The sequence below is a fragment of the Chromobacterium sp. Rain0013 genome, assembly GCF_015291765.1.
In the GTDB taxonomy this organism is placed as follows: domain Bacteria; phylum Pseudomonadota; class Gammaproteobacteria; order Burkholderiales; family Chromobacteriaceae; genus Chromobacterium; species Chromobacterium haemolyticum.
This window is the reverse complement of record NZ_CP031514.1, coordinates 3,519,356-3,535,188: the sequence shown is the minus strand read 5'-3', so window position 1 is coordinate 3,535,188 and position 15,833 is coordinate 3,519,356. Positions and strand designations below refer to the sequence as shown.

Genomic DNA, 15,833 nt, shown 5'->3' with positions numbered 1-15,833 from the left:
ATAAAGTGACTGACTCGAGAAGCGTTTCGCTGCGCCTCGTGCTTTCAATATGGTACAAATCTGAATCAGGTGCTCTTAAATTCGATTCTGTGCATGATATGCACCAGTTCTGTACATTCTTCTGCCACTTCCTCTAGCTTCTCGTGCTGATGTAGGATGTGTTCTAAATATTTCTCTGGTGGCATTGGAAAGTGCAAGCCAAAGCCCTGGCCGATTTCACAGCCCATTTTCAGTAGAGAGTCGGCGCAGGCCTCGTCTTCAATGCCTTCCGCGATGATTTTTAGTTTTAATTTTTTTCCCAATAAAATCGATGAGCGCACTATTTCCCGGTGTTTGGCACTGCGTGGCATGGCTGCGACAAATTCCCGGTCAAGTTTCAATTCGGTGAATGGCATACGGGAAACAATCTTTAGGGTTGATATGCCAATTCCGTAGTCATCACAGGCAATGGCGAAGCCATTGGCACGCAGCTGATTAAGAGCCACCATCAGGTCCAAGCCGTGTTCAAGTTCAACATTCTCGGTCAACTCAATTACCAGCAGTGATCTGGGTAGTCCTGTCAGATCCCAGCGTTTAATGATTTCTTCCGTCAAGCTGGGAGAAATTAGGGTGCTGGCGGAGGCGTTGATTGCGATAGGTAGAAAAACTCCGTTTCGCGCCAGCACCTGTTGAGTGGCGATGATGCGACTAAGTACGTGGAAAAATAGAAGTAGATCTAGCCCCAGTTTGTTAATGATGGGCAAAAATACATCCGGTGCGATATTGCCCAGTATAGGATGCCGGCAGCGTGCTAAAGCTTCCGCTCCAACGATCTTTCGATCGGCGAGGCGAACCTGAGGCTGTAGGGCAATTGAAATGCTGTTTTTAGAAAATAGTGCCTCTATGATTTCCTGCTCCTTAAAGCCATAGGCTGTTGGTGCAGATGGAGAGCGGGACGATAGGCTGAATACATTTTTGACATGCGAGAGAATGTGCATGCAATTTTGCTTATTGAATGGCTTGCTTATTGAATTGACGTGTCGAAAATTGGCCTCATACGCCAATTGGGTGTGCGAGTGCAGTAGCACTTTATTCATTGAACTCAGCCAAACAAGAATGGGTAATGAAGATATGGTTTGTTGCTTCAATAGGTTGTGCAGCTGTGAGATTAATTTTGCGCCGCCGCCATTGGGCATCAGAATATCGCATATCAATAAATCTACATTCTCTCGCTTAATAATATTAATTGCATCTGATATGTGGTTGACGTTGAATGTCTGGTTAATGCCGCAGTCCTGAAAAATGCGGCAAACATGCGCGCTTTCCAATGGGTGATCATCTACTATCATTACATTTATATTATTCATATCGTTTTCTTTTTGGTTACTGGAGTTATTGGGTTGGAGGTTTTCGCACGTTTTTATTGGGTTTGTGGCGTGGGTAGACCGTAATGTAAAAAAGTCACCCCATCTCACAATCTGCCAATCCTTGTTTGCGAACGGTGAATGATAATGACTATGGTTTTTCATGCCATTATTTGGCACTGCATTGTCATTTTTGAGGTGGGCGATTATTGTGATGCGGCAGGTATGCCTGGTGTGTTTATCCAAAATCTCATATGGCATTCATCGTGAAATACAGGATGAAGAACAGAGGGAGCGATAAGTTTCTCGGGGGGCATGATGTCGTTAACTACAGAATGTCCACTGATGAATGTGACTGCGTGGCTGGGCCGATCCTGTATTGATTTGTCTACAGCAAATATGCCTATAAATGATGAAGGAATTTTCATTGGGGGCTCGTCGATAAAAGTCCCTATGGTAGAAATGGGCTGTTTGCTTCTACATAGGAATTATCCTAAAAAGATGCGCCTCGCCGTGTTCTGCGCTGCTTGTGAACATAGGTGGATTCTTCCGATTCCGTAGGCATTCCTGCTCTATGGGCATGAGTGGAGGTTCAGGAGCACACGGCGTTCCTCTCTGAATTCAAAGAAGCAGCCGTCAAACAGATCATCGAGAGCCCGGACTCTGTAGCGGAGGTTTCCGCGCGACGAGGGGGGCGGCTACAGCCGTACCAGTGGGGCAGGGTTTGGCTTAACTCGGACGCGACTTTGCCAGGGGGCCGAGTGAAGCACTGCAGATGATGTCGGGTTGTTGGTATTCATTCGCGACTCATGGCGGGCCAGTGGCGAGGTGTCTGGCTTTTGCCGGGAGTTGGGTGGTTTGCGTGGGAGTGGTGAGAAGTGGGGTAAATACCGCGCGGCCAGGATCATGCGGCAACATAGCACCAATGCCCTGCATGGTTATACAGCTCTAAAGCAGACTGTTGATGTGGCTTAAGTCCTGACACAGGCGCGGCAGCAGGGGCGGGATGGCATGCTGGCCGATACGAGCTGCGCAGATATCGATCAGACCCCACGGTAGCACTGAGATTTTGGGAATAAAAAAGCCCGCGCGTGAGCGCGGGCAAATGATGGAAGAGGACCAGGTCAGCGGATCAATAATCCAACTCGGTCGGCACTTTCTCCTTGCTGTCCTTCGGCGCTTCGGCCACGGTGGCGTCAGTGGTCAGGATCAGGCTGGCGATGGAAGCGGCGTTTTGTAACGCGGTGCGAGTCACCTTGGTGGGGTCGATCACGCCCATTTCCACCAAGTCGCCAAACTGGCCGCTGGCAGCGTTGTAGCCATGGCTGCCCTTGCCCTCCAGAACCTTGTTGACGATCACCGAGGGCTCGTCGCCGGCATTGGCGGCGATAGCGCGCAGAGGCGCTTCCAGCGCGCGCAGCACGATCTGGATGCCTGCATCCTGGTCGGCGTTGTCGCCCTTCAAGCCGCTGATGTGGGCTCGAGCACGCAGCAGGGAGACGCCGCCGCCGGCAACGATGCCTTCTTCCACTGCGGCGCGGGTGGCGTGCAGTGCGTCGTCCACGCGGTCTTTCTTCTCTTTCATTTCCACTTCGGTGGCCGCGCCAATGCGGATGACCGCCACGCCGCCAGATAGCTTGGCCACGCGTTCTTGCAGTTTCTCGCGGTCATAGTCGCTAGTGGCCGCATCGATCTGGGCGCGTATGGTCTGAACACGAGCATCGATCTTGGCCTTGTCTCCCGCGCCGTCGATGATGGTGGTGTTCTCCTTGCCGATTTCCACGCGTTTGGCGCTGCCCAACTCCGGCAGGCCGGCTTTTTCCAGCGTGAGCCCGGTTTCCTCGGAAATGACAGTGCCGCCGGTGAGGATGGCGATGTCTTCCAGCATGGCCTTGCGGCGATCGCCAAAGCCAGGCGCCTTCACGGCGGCCACCTTCAGGATGCCGCGCATGCTGTTCACCACCAGGGTGGCCAGCGCTTCGCCTTCCACGTCTTCGGCTACAATCAGCAGCGGCTTGCCGGCCTTGGCCACTTGCTCCAGCACCGGCAGCAAATCGCGGATATTGCTGATCTTCTTGTCGTAGAGCAGCACCAGCGGGTCTTCCAGAACGGCGGTCTGTTTTTCCGGGTTGGTGATGAAGTAGGGCGACAGATAGCCGCGGTCGAACTGCATGCCCTCGACGACGGCCAACTCGTTGTCCAAGGATTTGCCGTCCTCCACAGTGATCACGCCTTCCTTGCCCACTTTCTCCATGGCATCCGCGATGATCTTGCCGATGGACTCGTCGGAGTTGGCGGACAGCGCGGCGACTTGGGCGGTTTCCTTGCTGTTGGTCACCGGCTTGGACAGGGTTTGCAGCTCTTTCACTACGGCCTGGACGGCTTTATCAATGCCGCGCTTCAGGTCCATCGGATTCATGCCGGAAGCGACGTACTTCATGCCTTCCTGCACGATGGCTTGGGCCAGCACAGTGGCGGTGGTGGTGCCGTCGCCCGCCACGTCGGCGGTTTTGGACGCCACTTCTTTTACCATCTGGGCGCCCATGTTCTCGAATGGGTCCTTCAGTTCGATTTCCTTGGCAACCGACACGCCATCCTTGGTGATGTGCGGCGCGCCGAAACTGCGCGCCAACAGTACGTTGCGGCCTTTCGGGCCCAGGGTGACTTTGACGGCATTAGCCAGCACATTGACGCCGTTGACGATGCGCTCACGGGCGTTGTCGTGGAAGCGGACTTCTTTCGCAGCCATGGTTTAACTCCTGTGATGATTGTAGGAAATCAGGCAGCCTTGCGGCCGGATTGAGGGGCGTCTTCAACGACCCCGAAGACATCTTCTTCGCGAAGCACCAAGTATTCCTGGTCGTTTAGCTTGACGGTCTGGCCGCCGTACTTGCCGAACAGAACCAGGTCGCCCACTTGTACCTGCATCGGCAACAATGTGCCGTCTTGCAGACGCTTGCCAGGGCCCACGGCGAGAACTTCGCCTTGTTCCGGTTTTTCAGCGGCGCTATCGGGAATGACGATGCCGGAAGCAGTCTGGCGGACTTTCTCGATCCGCTTGACGATAATCCGGTCGTGCAGAGGACGGATTTGCATATCAATCTCCTGTGCGATTCAGATCATTGGAAACGGTTGGTAAGACCGAGCGGCAGGCGCGAAATGGCCCACGCTTACCGGTCAAAGTCAGCCGGTACGGCTGACCAAAGACGAAGTAAGGGCGGGCCAAAAACTTTTCAAGAGGTTTTTTGCAGAAAAAACGAGACTACAAAATGATGCGCTCGACACGGCCAAAACGGTACTCAGTTCTGCTTGCCTTGCCTCCATGGCAGACGCGCGGCCTAAGGGGGCAGGGTGGTTTGCGCAGGCCTTCCTCGCCCAGGGTGTCGTCTTCGGCCAGGTCGCGCCATAGCCCGCCGTGTACAGGGCGGAACTGCCAGGAAACATAGCCTCGGCGGGAGGCCAGCCGCATCAGGTCCGGGCCGTCGGGCGCTTCCATCAAGACACTTTCCTCTCCAGCGATAGGTGGCAGATCGCCGAAAGCCTGGCGGCAGGCCAGCTCTTCCCCCGCGGCCGCGCCTATGGTGTTGCAGCCGCGCCGCTCGTCGCGCAGCAGGTTCCAGGCGCCCAGCTGCCAGGCCGCGTCCAGAATGTCTTCTTCTATCAGGGAGAGGGCGTCCCATCTGCGCGTCAGTTGCAAGGCCGATGCCGGCACTTGCCGAAGCAAGGGCTCGCCATTTTGGCCGCGGTCGGGCTCAGGGCGGCGGAAACCATGCCAATGCAGCATCAACAGCAAGGGGGTATCGGGAAAGGGCACCGCGCTGAGACTGACCGCGAATAGCGGCAGGCGCATATGGCGGATTTGAGCGGACAAGGTATCGAATAACTCCACGGCAACACTCCATGACAATGGACGCGAAGATAGACATCAAGAGCGGCGGAGAACCTGTTTACGATCTGCTGCGCGTTGTGAGACGTGACACGGTGCATGAGCATTTTGAGCTCGTTTTCAACGCCGCATCGCCAAAGCGCAGCAGACCTTGAACAAGCTCGCAGCGGTTTTCGCCTTGCCTCGCGAGATCGTAAACAGGTGCTCACGCGTGAAACTGCGTTTTGTTAGCCACTCTAAAGATAAAAAGATTGCCGGCATGAGGCAAGCGTCAACCTGGTGATTACGACTAGGCGTTTATTTCCATCCTTGCCGCCATTGCTTGTCGTCGCGCAGAACCTGCCACGGCACGGTTTGCTGGCGTCGGGTGTACACCGCCTCCAGCGTCACCGTGTCTACCGGGCTGTCGGGCGCGGGCCGTCCCAGCGCCACCACCAGGAAGTGTTTTTCCTTGTCGCGCGGCACGGCGGCGGTCCACTTGCTCAGCAGCAATTTTTCCGGGTTGAGCCGCCTAGTTGTCGCCACGATTCTGACTCACCCAAATCAACTTCTCCGCGGGTATGCCCAACTTGGCCGCCACCGCCAGCAGAGCGGTCTTGGCCTCGGGGGCGGGCTGCTTGTCGCGCGACAGCAGCCACAAGTAGTTCTTGTCGGGTCCCACCACCACCGCCCAGCGATAGTCGGGGTCCAGCTCCGCCACGTGGTAGCCGCCGTAGAACGGGCCAAAGAAGGACACTTTCAGCGAGGCGACGTCGGCGGGGCCGTTGAACCAGGCCTTGCCCACGGCTTCGCGCCAGCTGGCGGCGGCGGTGTCAAAGCCGCGGTTGACCACGCGGATGCTGCCGTCGGTATTGCGGCTATAGTCGGCGCTCACCGCTTGCAGGCCCCGTTCGAAACGGTGGTCCAGGCGGGCGATTTCATACCATCGCCCCTGATAGCGTTCCAGTTGGAAGCTTTGCACTGGGGTGACGTCCGGCGGCGGCAGAGTGTTGCAGCCGGTGAGCGGCAATAGGGTAAGAGCCAGCAGGACCAAAGGTTTTTTCAACATATCAGACTCACAGTGTGTCGAGATTGGTTTGCAGCGTCGCCGCGTGAGCGGCGATAGCGGCTTGTTCGGCATCCGGCAGCTTGTCCAGCTGGCGATAGACCAGGCTGAGTCGCGGATTGGCCGCCAGCCGCGCACGGTGGCGCTGGAAAAAATTCCAGTACAGGGCATTGAAGGGACAGGCGTCCCGGCCAATGCGCAGTTTGGGCTGGTAGCGGCAGCCGGCGCAGTAATCGCTCATGCGGCCGATATAAGCGGCGCTGCCGGCGTAGGGCTTGCTGCCGAGCAGCCCGCCGTCGGCGAACTGGCTCATGCCCAGAGTGTTGGGCAACTCCACCCATTCGAAGGCGTCGATGTAGACGCCCAAATACCATTCATGCAGCTCCTGCGGCGACAGCCCGGCTATCAGTCCGAAATTACCGATCACCATCAGCCGCTGGATGTGGTGGGCGTAGGCGTCTTCCAGCGATTGGCCGATGGCGTGAGCAAGACACCGCATGCCTGTTTCGCCGTCCCAGAACCAGCGCGGCAGCGGCAGGTTGTGCGACAGAGCGTTATTGTCGCGGTAGCCGGGCATCTTGGCCCAATAGACGCCTCGCACGTATTCGCGCCAGCCCAGTATCTGCCGCACAAAGCCCTCTACCGCGGCCAGTGGAGCGCGGCCTGCGCGCCAGGCGGCGATGGCGGCGTCCACCACCTCGCGCGGATTGAGCATTTTTACATTGAGGGCGAAGGAAAGCTGGGAGTGAAACAAGCGCCGCGCATGCCGGCTCATTGCGTCCTGATAAGCGCCAAAGTGCGGCAGCGTCCGCTCGATGAAGTCGCACAGCAGGGCCTGCGCCTCGGCGCGCTTGAGCGGCCAGCGCAGCGCTTCGGCCTGAGGCTGACCGAAACTGTTCACGCCGGCGTCGTTTATGGTTTGCCACAGCCCGCGGTGGTCATGCTCAGGGCGAGAGTCATTGGGTTCCGGCGGGCTGCCGGACCAGCGCTGACGGTTCTCGGCATCGAAATTCCAGCGCCCGTCGGCGGGTTCGCCGTTCTCGTCCACCAAAATGTCGTGCTTGCGCCGCAGGTGACGATATAGGGTCTCCTGCCTCCATTGCCGCCGCGCGCCGAAGAACGCGGCGGCATCGCCGCGAGCGGTGTAGAAGTGCTCGCTGTCCGCCATGTGGCATGGAATGGATAAATCCGCGCCCCAGCGGGCGAGTTGATGGTCCAGCCGCCATTCGTCCGGAGCCTGGTATTCCACCCTCGTCGCGCCGTAGTGGCGGATCAGCGCATCCAAATTGCCGATTAACGATTGGCGGTTGCTTCCGTCGTCGATGGCAATGTAGCGCACTCGATGCCCCAAGGCCTTCAGTTGGCTTGCAAAATCACGCATCGCGGCGAAGATGGCCAGGATTTTCTGCGCGTGGTGGCGTACGTAATCCGTCTCTTGGCGGATTTCCATCATCACATGCACCACCTCGGGGTCGGGGGCGGTGAACCAACTATGGTTGGGGTTGAGCTGGTCGCCCAGAATCAGCCGCAAGAGAGTCATTGGGCCATGTCCTTCTGACGGCGGCAGCGTTCTGAGCAGTATTGGACGGCATCCCAATTATTGCGCCATTTTTTGCGCCAGCTCATGGGGTGGCCGCAGGCGGCGCAGCGTTTGGATGGCAGTGCCGCCTTATTCCCCTTGAATATCCGCGCCATCACGCTACCTTCAGTTTTTTGCGCAGCCAGGCCACCGGCAGTCCAAGCAGGGGAATTTTCTCGAACAATTCTTCGGCGGCGTCCCAGTAATCGCGGTGCAGCATGATTTTGCCGTCGGCATCGAACTGGAAATGGCTGCCGCCGTGAATGCTGACCTTGCGTCCGGCATAGGCAAAATCGAAATCCCAGGTGATGAATGCCTGGTCGCCATCCCGTAGCGCGTGGATGACAGTGAAGCGGGGCTGTTCCAGCGTCTTGAACATGTGGTGAAACACCGCCTGGATTTTGGCCACGCCGCGCACGTCGTTGAAGGGGTCCTTGAAGCGCGCGTTTTCAGTGTAAAAGCGAGCGATGTCCGGCAAGGTTTGCGGTGTCAGCGTTTGATACCAGTCGAGCAAAGCTTGCCAATCGGCTTGAGTGGGGATGCGTTTCATGGTCGAGCCAACCTCGCGAGCAAAGGCAGCCGCAGCCGGTAAGGCAGCAGCCGCAGTAGTTTGAGCCATAAGGTGAAGCGCCACGGAAAGTGAATTTCAAACGCGCCGCTGGCCAGCCCGCGCATGATGTCGCGAGCCGCCTGACGCGGCGTGAGCAGGGCCGGCATGGAAAAATCGTTTTTGGCGGTGAGCGGTGTGGCCACGAAGCCGGGGTTGATCAGATAAACCGCCACGCCATGCGGCTTGAGTTCCGCGTAGAGGATTTCCGCCAGATTGATCAGCGCCGCCTTGCCGGGGCCGTACACCGCGGCGCCCGGCAGGCCGACATAACCCGCCACGCTGGCGATCAGCGCCACGCCGCCGCGGCCTTGCTCCGCCAGCGCCGGCAACACCACTTCCAGGCCGTGGTAGACGCCCAGCAGGTTGGTGTCGAGCAGGCCGCGGGTTTCATCGGCGTGCAGATCCAGGCAGGTTTGCGGACGGTAGTCCGCCGCGCAGAACACCACGAGGTCGGGCTGCGCGCCGGCGGCTTCCAGGCGCGACCAAGCGGCCCGCCAGGCGGCCGGATCGGTCACGTCCAGCGTTTCCACTTGTGCGCCTGGGCGCTCTGCCGCCAGCATGCGCATCGGCTCGGCGCGTCGGGCGGAGAGGATGACTTGGGCGCCGGCCGATAGCAGCTCGTCGGCCAATGCCGCGCCGATGCCGCTGGACGCGCCTATCACCCATACCCGGCGCGCGCGCCAATCGGCGATGCGAGGGTTAAGGCGGAGTGTCATGATCCTGACTCCGGTTTGTGGAAAAACAGCGTGACCTCGCCCAAGCGGAAACCAAACTTGCTCATGACCGCGCGGTTGAGCAGGCTGCGCTCGTCTTGCAGGAACATCCAGTCATCGAACTGGACCAGGTATTCCTCGCCCTCCACCGGCAACTTCAGCGTGTAGCGCCAGCGCAGCGCGTTGCCGGCCGTCTCGCCAATGGCTTCTCCCTCCACGTCGTCGGCCAGGCCGCGCCAGCGGCCCTGGCCGATGGGCTTGAGCCGCCAGACGCGTTGTTGTCGGCTGCCGTCGCTGTAAAGAAAGCGCTCGGTCAACACCAACTCGTCGCCGTGGCGTTCGCCGTCCATGTCGACGGTGAAGCGCTTGAGCAGGCGGCCTTGCCGGTCCTGGTATATGCCCCAGGCCTTGGTTTGGCCAAGGAAAAACCGGCCGGGGTCCAGCGGCGGGCGGTTGGCGGCGTAATCTCCAACCGTTGGAGCGGCGCAGCCAGCCAGCAGGAGCATGGCGGCGAGCCAGAGGGGGGCGCGCATGGTTACCCCCTTTGCAGCAGAAACTGCGACACGCCGATGCGTCCCGCATCGAAACCCGCTTCGCAGTAGCACAGGTAAAGCCGCCACAGCCGAATGAAGGCCTCGTCGAAACCTTGGCCGCGAACGGCGTCCAGTTGGGTCTCGAAAGCCTCGCGCCAGCGGCGCAGCGTTTCCGCGTAGTCCGCGCCGAAATCCAGGCGCTTGCGGCAAGTCAGTCCGCTTTGATGCGCCGCGCGTTCAAAACGCTCGCGGCTAGGAAGCATGCCGCCGGGGAAGATAAAGGCCTGGATGAAATCGGTGCTGGCGCGGTAGGCCTCGAAACGGGATTCATCAATGGTGATGCTTTGCGCCAGCGCTTGGCCGCCCGGCTTGAGGCAGCGGCGCAGGGTGTCGAAATAGCCGCGCCAGTAGCGCTCGCCCACCGCCTCGAACATTTCGATCGACACGATGGCGTCGTATTGGCCGCTCAGGTCGCGGTAGTCGCGGTGTTCCAGTGTGACCAGCGGTTCCTTGGCCAGGCGGCGGCGGGCGAAGCTCAGTTGCGCATCCGAAATGGTGATGCCGTGCACGGAGACGCCGAGACCGGCTGCGTGTTCGGCGAATCCTCCCCAGCCGCAGCCGATTTCCAGCACCCGCATGCCGGGGCGTAGCTGCAACTGCTCGCAGATGCGTTGGTACTTGCGCGCCTGCGCTTGGGCCAAGGGCTGGCTGTAGTCGCCGTCGAACCATGCGCTGGAGTAAGTCCAGCTGGGGTCCAGCCACAGTTTGTAAAAATCGTTGCCAATATCGTAATGGGCATGGATGTTGCGGCGGCTGCCGCGGCGGCTGTTGACGCGCAGGAGATGGCGCAGCCTGTGCCACAAACGCGCGGCCCAACGGCCCAGCGCCCCCAATTGCAAGGCGTCTTCATTGCGCAGCATCAGTTGCAGCAGCCCTGTCAGGTCCGGGCAGTCCAACCAGCCGTCGCGGTAGGCCTCGGCAAAGCCGATGTCGCCGCCGGACAGGATGCGGGCGCAGGCGCGCCAGTCCCGCAGCGTCAACTCCGCGCTGACGTGCGTTTGGGCCGCGCCAAACCATAAGGTCTCGCCATCTGGCGTGACCACTTTAAGGCTGCCGTGGCGCAATTGAGCCAGTATGGCGAGCAGCGCGCGCCCCGCCGCCGGAAACTTGGGGTGGGACAAGGAGAGGGGTTGGCTCGCGCTCATGGTTTCAGCTCCTGGCCACGGCTGAGGGCGGTGGCGGGGGGATGGGGTTTGCGGGAAAAGGGTACGCGTTTTAGCCAAAGCTTCAGCGCCTGCCAGTGAATGCGGGCGATGACGCCCAGGGTGAGCAGAGGCTGGCGCAGCAAGGCGGCCGCCGCTGTGGCCGAGCTCAAGGCGCGCAAGCGGCCGGATATCGAGGTGTGAAGCAGAGCGCCGTTGGCGTCGTGATAATCGATCCGTGTCAGCGCGCGGCCCGCTTGTTCCACGAAGCGGAATCGATAATGGCCTTCCACTTGGCAAAACGGGGAGACATGCAGCAGTTTGCGGCAGACCAACTGGCTGGAGGCGCTAATGGGCCCTCCGTCGGTTTGGCTGAGCAGGTAGCTATGTCTTTCGCCAAAGGTGTTGTTCACCTCGGCCAGCACGGCGATCAACTGGCCAGAGGCGTTGTGGCAGTGCCAGAAATTAACCGGGTTGAAAACGTAGCCGAACACGCGCGGGAAGGTTTGCAGCCAGACCTCGCCATCGCAGGGAAGGCCGGCTTCGTCCAGGCGCGCGCGTATCCAGGGCAATAGCGGCGAGCCGTCGCGGGGGCCGTAGTCGCGTGTGCGCAGCGACAGCGGCCGGCGGCAGTCCACGCCAAACCATGGCCCGCGCATGTTTTCCAGCGCGGATAGCTTGAGCCGCAAGCAAAACACAGGGTAGACGAAGCGATTGGCGGCCGGGCGTAGGCGATGGTGCATCACGTGTCCGGTCAACAGATAGGCTGTGCTCATGTTTACAGCCTCGCCCAGGCGGGTGCCAGGCCAAAATCCTGTGCCACGCGCAAAGCCGATTTCAGGCCATCCTCATGGAAGCCGTAGCCCGTCCAGGCGCCGGTGAACCAGCAGCCGCGTCGCCCCTGGATTTTGGATAGCGCTTTTTGCGCGGCGATGGCGGCGTTGTCCAACAGCGGGTGTTCGTAATGGTAGCGGCCCAGCACCTTGGCCGGATCCGGCTCTTGTGTTGGATTAAGCGTGACCATCACCGGGGTTTCCACCGGTAGCGGCTGTAATCGGTTCAACAGATAGCTCACGCCCACGGCGCGTCCATCGTCTTTCCCTTCGGCCAAGAAGTTCCAGGCCGCCCAGGCGCGAGGGCTGCGCGGCAGCAAGGAGACATCGGAGTGCAGCACGGCCTCATTGGCTTGGTAGCGCACCGCGGATAGCAGCGACCGTTCGCGCTCGTCGGCATCGGCCAGCAGCGCCAGCGTTTGAGGGGCGTGGGTGGCGAATACCACGCTGTCGAAGCATTCCTCGCCATGCGCGGTCTGCACGCGCACTTGACCATCCTCCCGACAGACGCGCAGTACCGGGGTGGACAGCCTTATATCATCCAGCCCGTCCGCTATTTTTTCCACATACTGGCGCGCGCCATCCCGCACCGTCCGCCACTGCGGCCGGTTGCTCAACTGCAAGAGGCCGTGGTTGAGGCTGAAACGCAGAAAGGTTTCCGCGGGGAAGGACAGGATATCGCGGCAGGGGCTGGACCAGATGGCCGCGGCCATCGGTAGCAGATAGTGATCGCGGAAGCGTGCGCCATAGCGGTCCGCTTCAAGCAACAGGCCCAGCGTGAGCGGTGATTCGACGGCCCGTTTCAGGTTGCGGGGCGCCGCGCGGTTGAAACGGATAATGTCGGTCAGCATGCCCCAAAATCCGGGCGACAACAGATTGCGGCGTTGGGCGAACACGGTGTCCAGATTACTGCCCGCCCATTCCAGCTGGCCCTGGTCCAGTGAAACGCTGAATGACATGTCGCTGGGGTGGCTGACGATGCCCAGCTCGGCAAATAGCGCGATCAGGTTAGGGTAGGTGCGATCGTTGTACACCAGAAAGCCCGTGTCCACGGCAAAGCGGACGCCGTCAATCGTGATGTCGACGGTATGGGCGTGGCCGCCCAGGTAATCGGCGTCTTCGAATAGGGTAATGTTGTGACCGCGGGCCAAAAAGTGCGCGCAGGCCAAACCGGAGATGCCGGCGCCAATGACGGCGATGTGTTGTCGCTGCTGAGTATTCACCGATGCGTCCTGTGGGCGTATGGGTTGAGCGGGATAACTTGGCAGCCGCTGGGCGGTGCTTTATATTCAGGATATAACCGGTTTGGAAAAAATGCTACCAATCAGTAAAAGGTGTTACCAATGGGTATTTTGGGCAGGCTCAGCTTTAAAGATCAGGCTTTCAAGCTGCGTGAACAGGCGGTGTTGGACGCGACGACGCGCATGCTGGCGAGCAAGGGCTTCGATCTCATGACCATGGACGATGTGGCGAACGAAGCGGGTATTTCCAAACCCAGCCTGTACAAGCATTTCAAATCCAAAGATGAGCTGGCCACCGAGGTGATGATCCGTTTGCTGGACGATGCCCTGCGCTATTTGGCGCGACAAGACTCAAGGTTGAGCCCACTGGCCCGCCTGCGAGACCTCTTGGACTGGGCGCTAAGGGTGCGGCTGGCTGGCGGATTGCCCTTCTTGCCGTCAGCTAGCCCGCAAGTGCGCAGCATGTTGACGCGCAGCATGACTTACGTTGGTCGGGTCATTAAATTGCACAAGACCTTGCAAGGCATCGTTGAGCAGGCCAAGAAACAAGGTGAATTGAAGGCGGAGATGCCAACGGATGTCATCCTTTTCAGCTACTACTCTCGAACCTGTGACCCAGCGGTGGAGTACCTGCGCGTGTACGGGAAATACCAGGATGAAGACATCATCAAGCACATGCTGCAGCTTTGTTTTGAAGGGATGTCCGCTGGCGCCGGGGCGGCGTAATCGAACTCTTGAAGCATGGTGTCTATACGCCGATTCATAACTGAGCATGGTTTGGCGGGATTGTGTGGAATGTGATGATGCAAGAGGAGTATGTGTTTGCGCAGCCATTCAATGGCGCCGCGCATGCCAATGTGTGGGGCATGCCCTTCATGAAAGCGGTGAAGTCCATTTATGAACTGGGAATGATTGCCGAAGGGCTTAAAAAAGCCGGCAGTCGTTAAGGCGGCCGCGTTTGCGCAGCGCCGGTTCTTGACGTACAGCGCCCCAAGGAGCGCGGGCGCTTCTTGGGGCCTCAGCCTACACCAAGTGGTTAATGCAACTTAAGCCCTGACACAGGCGTTGCAGCACCGGCTCCAACAGTGCCGCGGCGTCCTCGCTGCTCAACAGCAAGGGTTCGTCTCGGCGTTGCAGCAGAGTCAGGATGGCTTGCAGACTGATATGGGCTGCGCGGATGTCGATCAAGCCTTGCATCAGGCTGGCGTCCATCTCTTCGCATTGTTGGGCCAATTGCTGGCCCAAGTGTGGCAATGTGGTCTGATCCTGGGCGTCGAACAGCTTCTGGTTCAACAGCTTTAATTGCTCCATGGCGGGCAAGGCAGTATTCATCGCGGTATTCCCTTGGCTTGACCAACTTGAATTAGAAGTTGATAGCGGTTTTTAGGCCCACTACCCAGGCGTCGGAAGTTTGGGCAATGCCGCCAGGGCGTCCCCAATACTGGATCAAGGGTTGTAACTCCAGCCATGGGGTCACCTTGAAACGGTAGTACAGCTCGGCATTCACGGAAGACTCCAGCAACGGTGCATAACGCGGATCGCTATAGTCTTCGACTCCGCTTTGCTGGTTCAGGAAGTTCTGGCTACGGCGAAAATTGGAGCTGCCTTGCATTTTGGCTACGCCTAGCGCCAGCCAGTCGTTTGGCCGAGCGTCGAAAGGGCCACGATAACGCAGGGCCAGAGCAGTGGAATAACGGGACTTATTGCTGCGCTGCTCCGCTAAACCCAGGCTCCAGGCCAGGCTCAAGCCCCGGTTGGCGCTATCGGCGTGGCGAGTCAGTTGCTGGTTGAAGCCGGTATACAGGAACCAAGTGTTGCGGTACTGGCGATAGCCCGCTGGATCAACGGTGCCGGGGCCGCCGGACTGGCCAAGGTAGAGGTCGGTTTGCTTGGCATTGGTGTACAGCAGACCCAGGCTGTAAATGCCCGGCAGTCCGAAGCGCCGGGTGCGCCACTCGGCTTCCAGCGGCAGCAGAATGCCCCGGCTGCCGTCGGTGGACACGCTCCAGGCGTGGCTGCGCGACGGCGCTTGCGGGTTTTGCTCCAGCAAGCCGGTCAAGAGGGTCAGTTCCGGGGTGAGTCGGTACTGCAAGGTGCTGCCCCAGTAATGCACGTTCCAGTTGTACCAGGTGCCGGAGTCCGCCGATTTGCCGCCGCACAGGCTGAGCATCTGGAAGTCGCAGGGAATGATCTGGTCGAAGTCCTGCACCTTGTTCATCAGTCCTATCCGCCACTGCAACTTGCCGTCAAGAAAGCTTCTCCTGAAATTCAGCCAGCCCAGCCGGGTAATGGACTGGCCGCCCCAGCTTTCCTGTGCCAGGTCGTTAAAACCGATACGGGGGTCTTGCAGCCGCGAGGTGGTCAGGTTGTTGTCATGATTACGGTTGATGATATTGCCCTCAATCACGGCATCGGGAATGCCGGTCAGCGCTTCCAGGCTTTGGGTGAAGGTCAGCGAAAGCTGATCGATGTATTCGGCTTTCTTGTCCGTGTTGTAACCGCCTTTGGCGTTGTAGGCGGTTTGGCTGACGTGGGCCAGGCGATAGCGAAAACCATATCGTTCCAGCCAGTTGCGAATGCCGGTATCGGTACTGAGCAAATCGCCGGCCTGTGGTTCGAAGCCAAGCACCGTGCCATCCCATGCGGGGATGTCATCGCGGCCGTTATCGGCTTGCGCGATGGCCGGGCTTAGCAAAACGCCCATGGTCAGGCCCAAGGCCAGCGGGAGGGAACGCGGGTCGGTAGTAGAGAACAGGATAGGCATGTTGGTCTCCTGATACTCAGGCGGCAGCATAGGCGCAGGCAAAACCAGCCCCTGGCCTATGACAGCGCCTGTTGTGGGTGTGGC

The 15,833-nt window shown here is 59.4% G+C and carries 18 protein-coding genes; 2 read left to right on the top strand and 16 right to left on the bottom strand.

All coding sequences use genetic code 11. From position 1 onward, the window contains the following. Positions 1-65 precede the first annotated feature (65 nt). The 14 genes from DXT74_RS16310 to DXT74_RS16245 form a co-directional block, all read right to left on the bottom strand. Positions 66-1,346, bottom strand: coding sequence for an EAL domain-containing protein (locus DXT74_RS16310; RefSeq protein ID WP_194426485.1), 1,281 nt, complete (start codon positions 1,344-1,346; stop codon positions 66-68). Positions 1,347-2,475: 1,129 nt separating this feature from the next. Beyond that, positions 2,476-4,092, bottom strand: a complete 1,617-nt coding sequence (gene groL / locus DXT74_RS16305; protein WP_114152272.1) for a chaperonin GroEL — start codon at positions 4,090-4,092, stop codon at positions 2,476-2,478. 29 nt (positions 4,093-4,121) lie between these two features. Further along, positions 4,122-4,439, bottom strand: a complete 318-nt coding sequence (groES, locus tag DXT74_RS16300; RefSeq protein WP_019104382.1) for a co-chaperone GroES — start codon at positions 4,437-4,439, stop codon at positions 4,122-4,124. A gap of 166 nt (positions 4,440-4,605) precedes the next feature. Further along, a complete protein-coding gene (locus tag DXT74_RS16295) occupies positions 4,606-5,232 on the bottom strand; it encodes a hypothetical protein (RefSeq protein WP_019104383.1) in 627 nt (208 codons plus the stop codon). Between the two features lie 294 nt (positions 5,233-5,526). Next, positions 5,527-5,754: a TIGR02450 family Trp-rich protein gene (locus DXT74_RS16290; protein WP_043631305.1), complete on the bottom strand. Its 228-nt coding sequence runs from the start codon at positions 5,752-5,754 to the stop codon at positions 5,527-5,529. Beyond that, positions 5,741-6,277, bottom strand: coding sequence for a lipocalin family protein (locus DXT74_RS16285; RefSeq protein ID WP_194426484.1), 537 nt, complete (start codon positions 6,275-6,277; stop codon positions 5,741-5,743). The genes DXT74_RS16290 and DXT74_RS16285 overlap by 14 nt, the downstream gene beginning before the upstream one ends. Positions 6,278-6,284: 7 nt before the next feature. Then, positions 6,285-7,814, bottom strand: coding sequence for a cryptochrome/photolyase family protein (locus DXT74_RS16280; RefSeq protein WP_194426483.1), 1,530 nt, complete (start codon positions 7,812-7,814; stop codon positions 6,285-6,287). Next, a complete protein-coding gene (locus tag DXT74_RS22915; RefSeq protein WP_231138347.1) occupies positions 7,811-7,900 on the bottom strand; it encodes a DUF2256 domain-containing protein in 90 nt (29 codons plus the stop codon). The genes DXT74_RS16280 and DXT74_RS22915 overlap by 4 nt, the downstream gene beginning before the upstream one ends. A 68-nt stretch (positions 7,901-7,968) precedes the next feature. Then, complete coding sequence (locus DXT74_RS16270; RefSeq protein ID WP_107732639.1) at positions 7,969-8,403, bottom strand: nuclear transport factor 2 family protein; 435 nt, start codon at positions 8,401-8,403, stop codon at positions 7,969-7,971. After that, the gene (locus DXT74_RS16265) at positions 8,400-9,179 is read right to left on the bottom strand and encodes an SDR family NAD(P)-dependent oxidoreductase (protein WP_194426482.1); all 780 of its coding nucleotides are present in this window, start codon (positions 9,177-9,179) and stop codon (positions 8,400-8,402) included. Before DXT74_RS16265 ends, DXT74_RS16270 begins: the two co-directional genes overlap by 4 nt. Beyond that, positions 9,176-9,709, bottom strand: a complete 534-nt coding sequence (locus DXT74_RS16260) for a DUF3833 domain-containing protein (protein WP_194426481.1) — start codon at positions 9,707-9,709, stop codon at positions 9,176-9,178. The genes DXT74_RS16265 and DXT74_RS16260 overlap by 4 nt, the downstream gene beginning before the upstream one ends. Before the next feature lie 2 nt (positions 9,710-9,711). After that, on the bottom strand, positions 9,712-10,914 hold the full coding sequence (locus tag DXT74_RS16255) for a cyclopropane-fatty-acyl-phospholipid synthase family protein (RefSeq protein ID WP_194426480.1): 1,203 nt from the start codon (positions 10,912-10,914) through the stop codon (positions 9,712-9,714). After that, on the bottom strand, positions 10,911-11,687 hold the full coding sequence (locus DXT74_RS16250; protein ID WP_081555162.1) for a DUF1365 domain-containing protein: 777 nt from the start codon (positions 11,685-11,687) through the stop codon (positions 10,911-10,913). The genes DXT74_RS16255 and DXT74_RS16250 overlap by 4 nt, the downstream gene beginning before the upstream one ends. Positions 11,688-11,689: 2 nt before the next feature. Further along, a complete protein-coding gene (locus DXT74_RS16245; protein WP_194426479.1) occupies positions 11,690-12,967 on the bottom strand; it encodes an NAD(P)/FAD-dependent oxidoreductase in 1,278 nt (425 codons plus the stop codon). A 120-nt stretch (positions 12,968-13,087) separates the two neighbouring features. On the opposite strand from DXT74_RS16245, the gene DXT74_RS16240 reads away from it, so the two are divergent. Next, entirely contained in the window at positions 13,088-13,711 is a 624-nt protein-coding gene (locus DXT74_RS16240; RefSeq protein ID WP_043631332.1) for a TetR/AcrR family transcriptional regulator, read from the top strand. Between the two features lie 74 nt (positions 13,712-13,785). Continuing rightward, a complete protein-coding gene (locus DXT74_RS16235) occupies positions 13,786-13,932 on the top strand; it encodes a hypothetical protein (protein ID WP_156038757.1) in 147 nt (48 codons plus the stop codon). 76 nt (positions 13,933-14,008) lie between these two features. Here the strand turns inward: DXT74_RS16235 and DXT74_RS16230 are convergent, their stop codons facing one another. Next, on the bottom strand, positions 14,009-14,317 hold the full coding sequence (locus DXT74_RS16230; protein WP_043631335.1) for a hypothetical protein: 309 nt from the start codon (positions 14,315-14,317) through the stop codon (positions 14,009-14,011). A gap of 31 nt (positions 14,318-14,348) precedes the next feature. Further along, on the bottom strand, positions 14,349-15,749 hold the full coding sequence (locus DXT74_RS16225) for a carbohydrate porin (RefSeq protein WP_196783777.1): 1,401 nt from the start codon (positions 15,747-15,749) through the stop codon (positions 14,349-14,351). Positions 15,750-15,833: the final 84 nt, after the last annotated feature.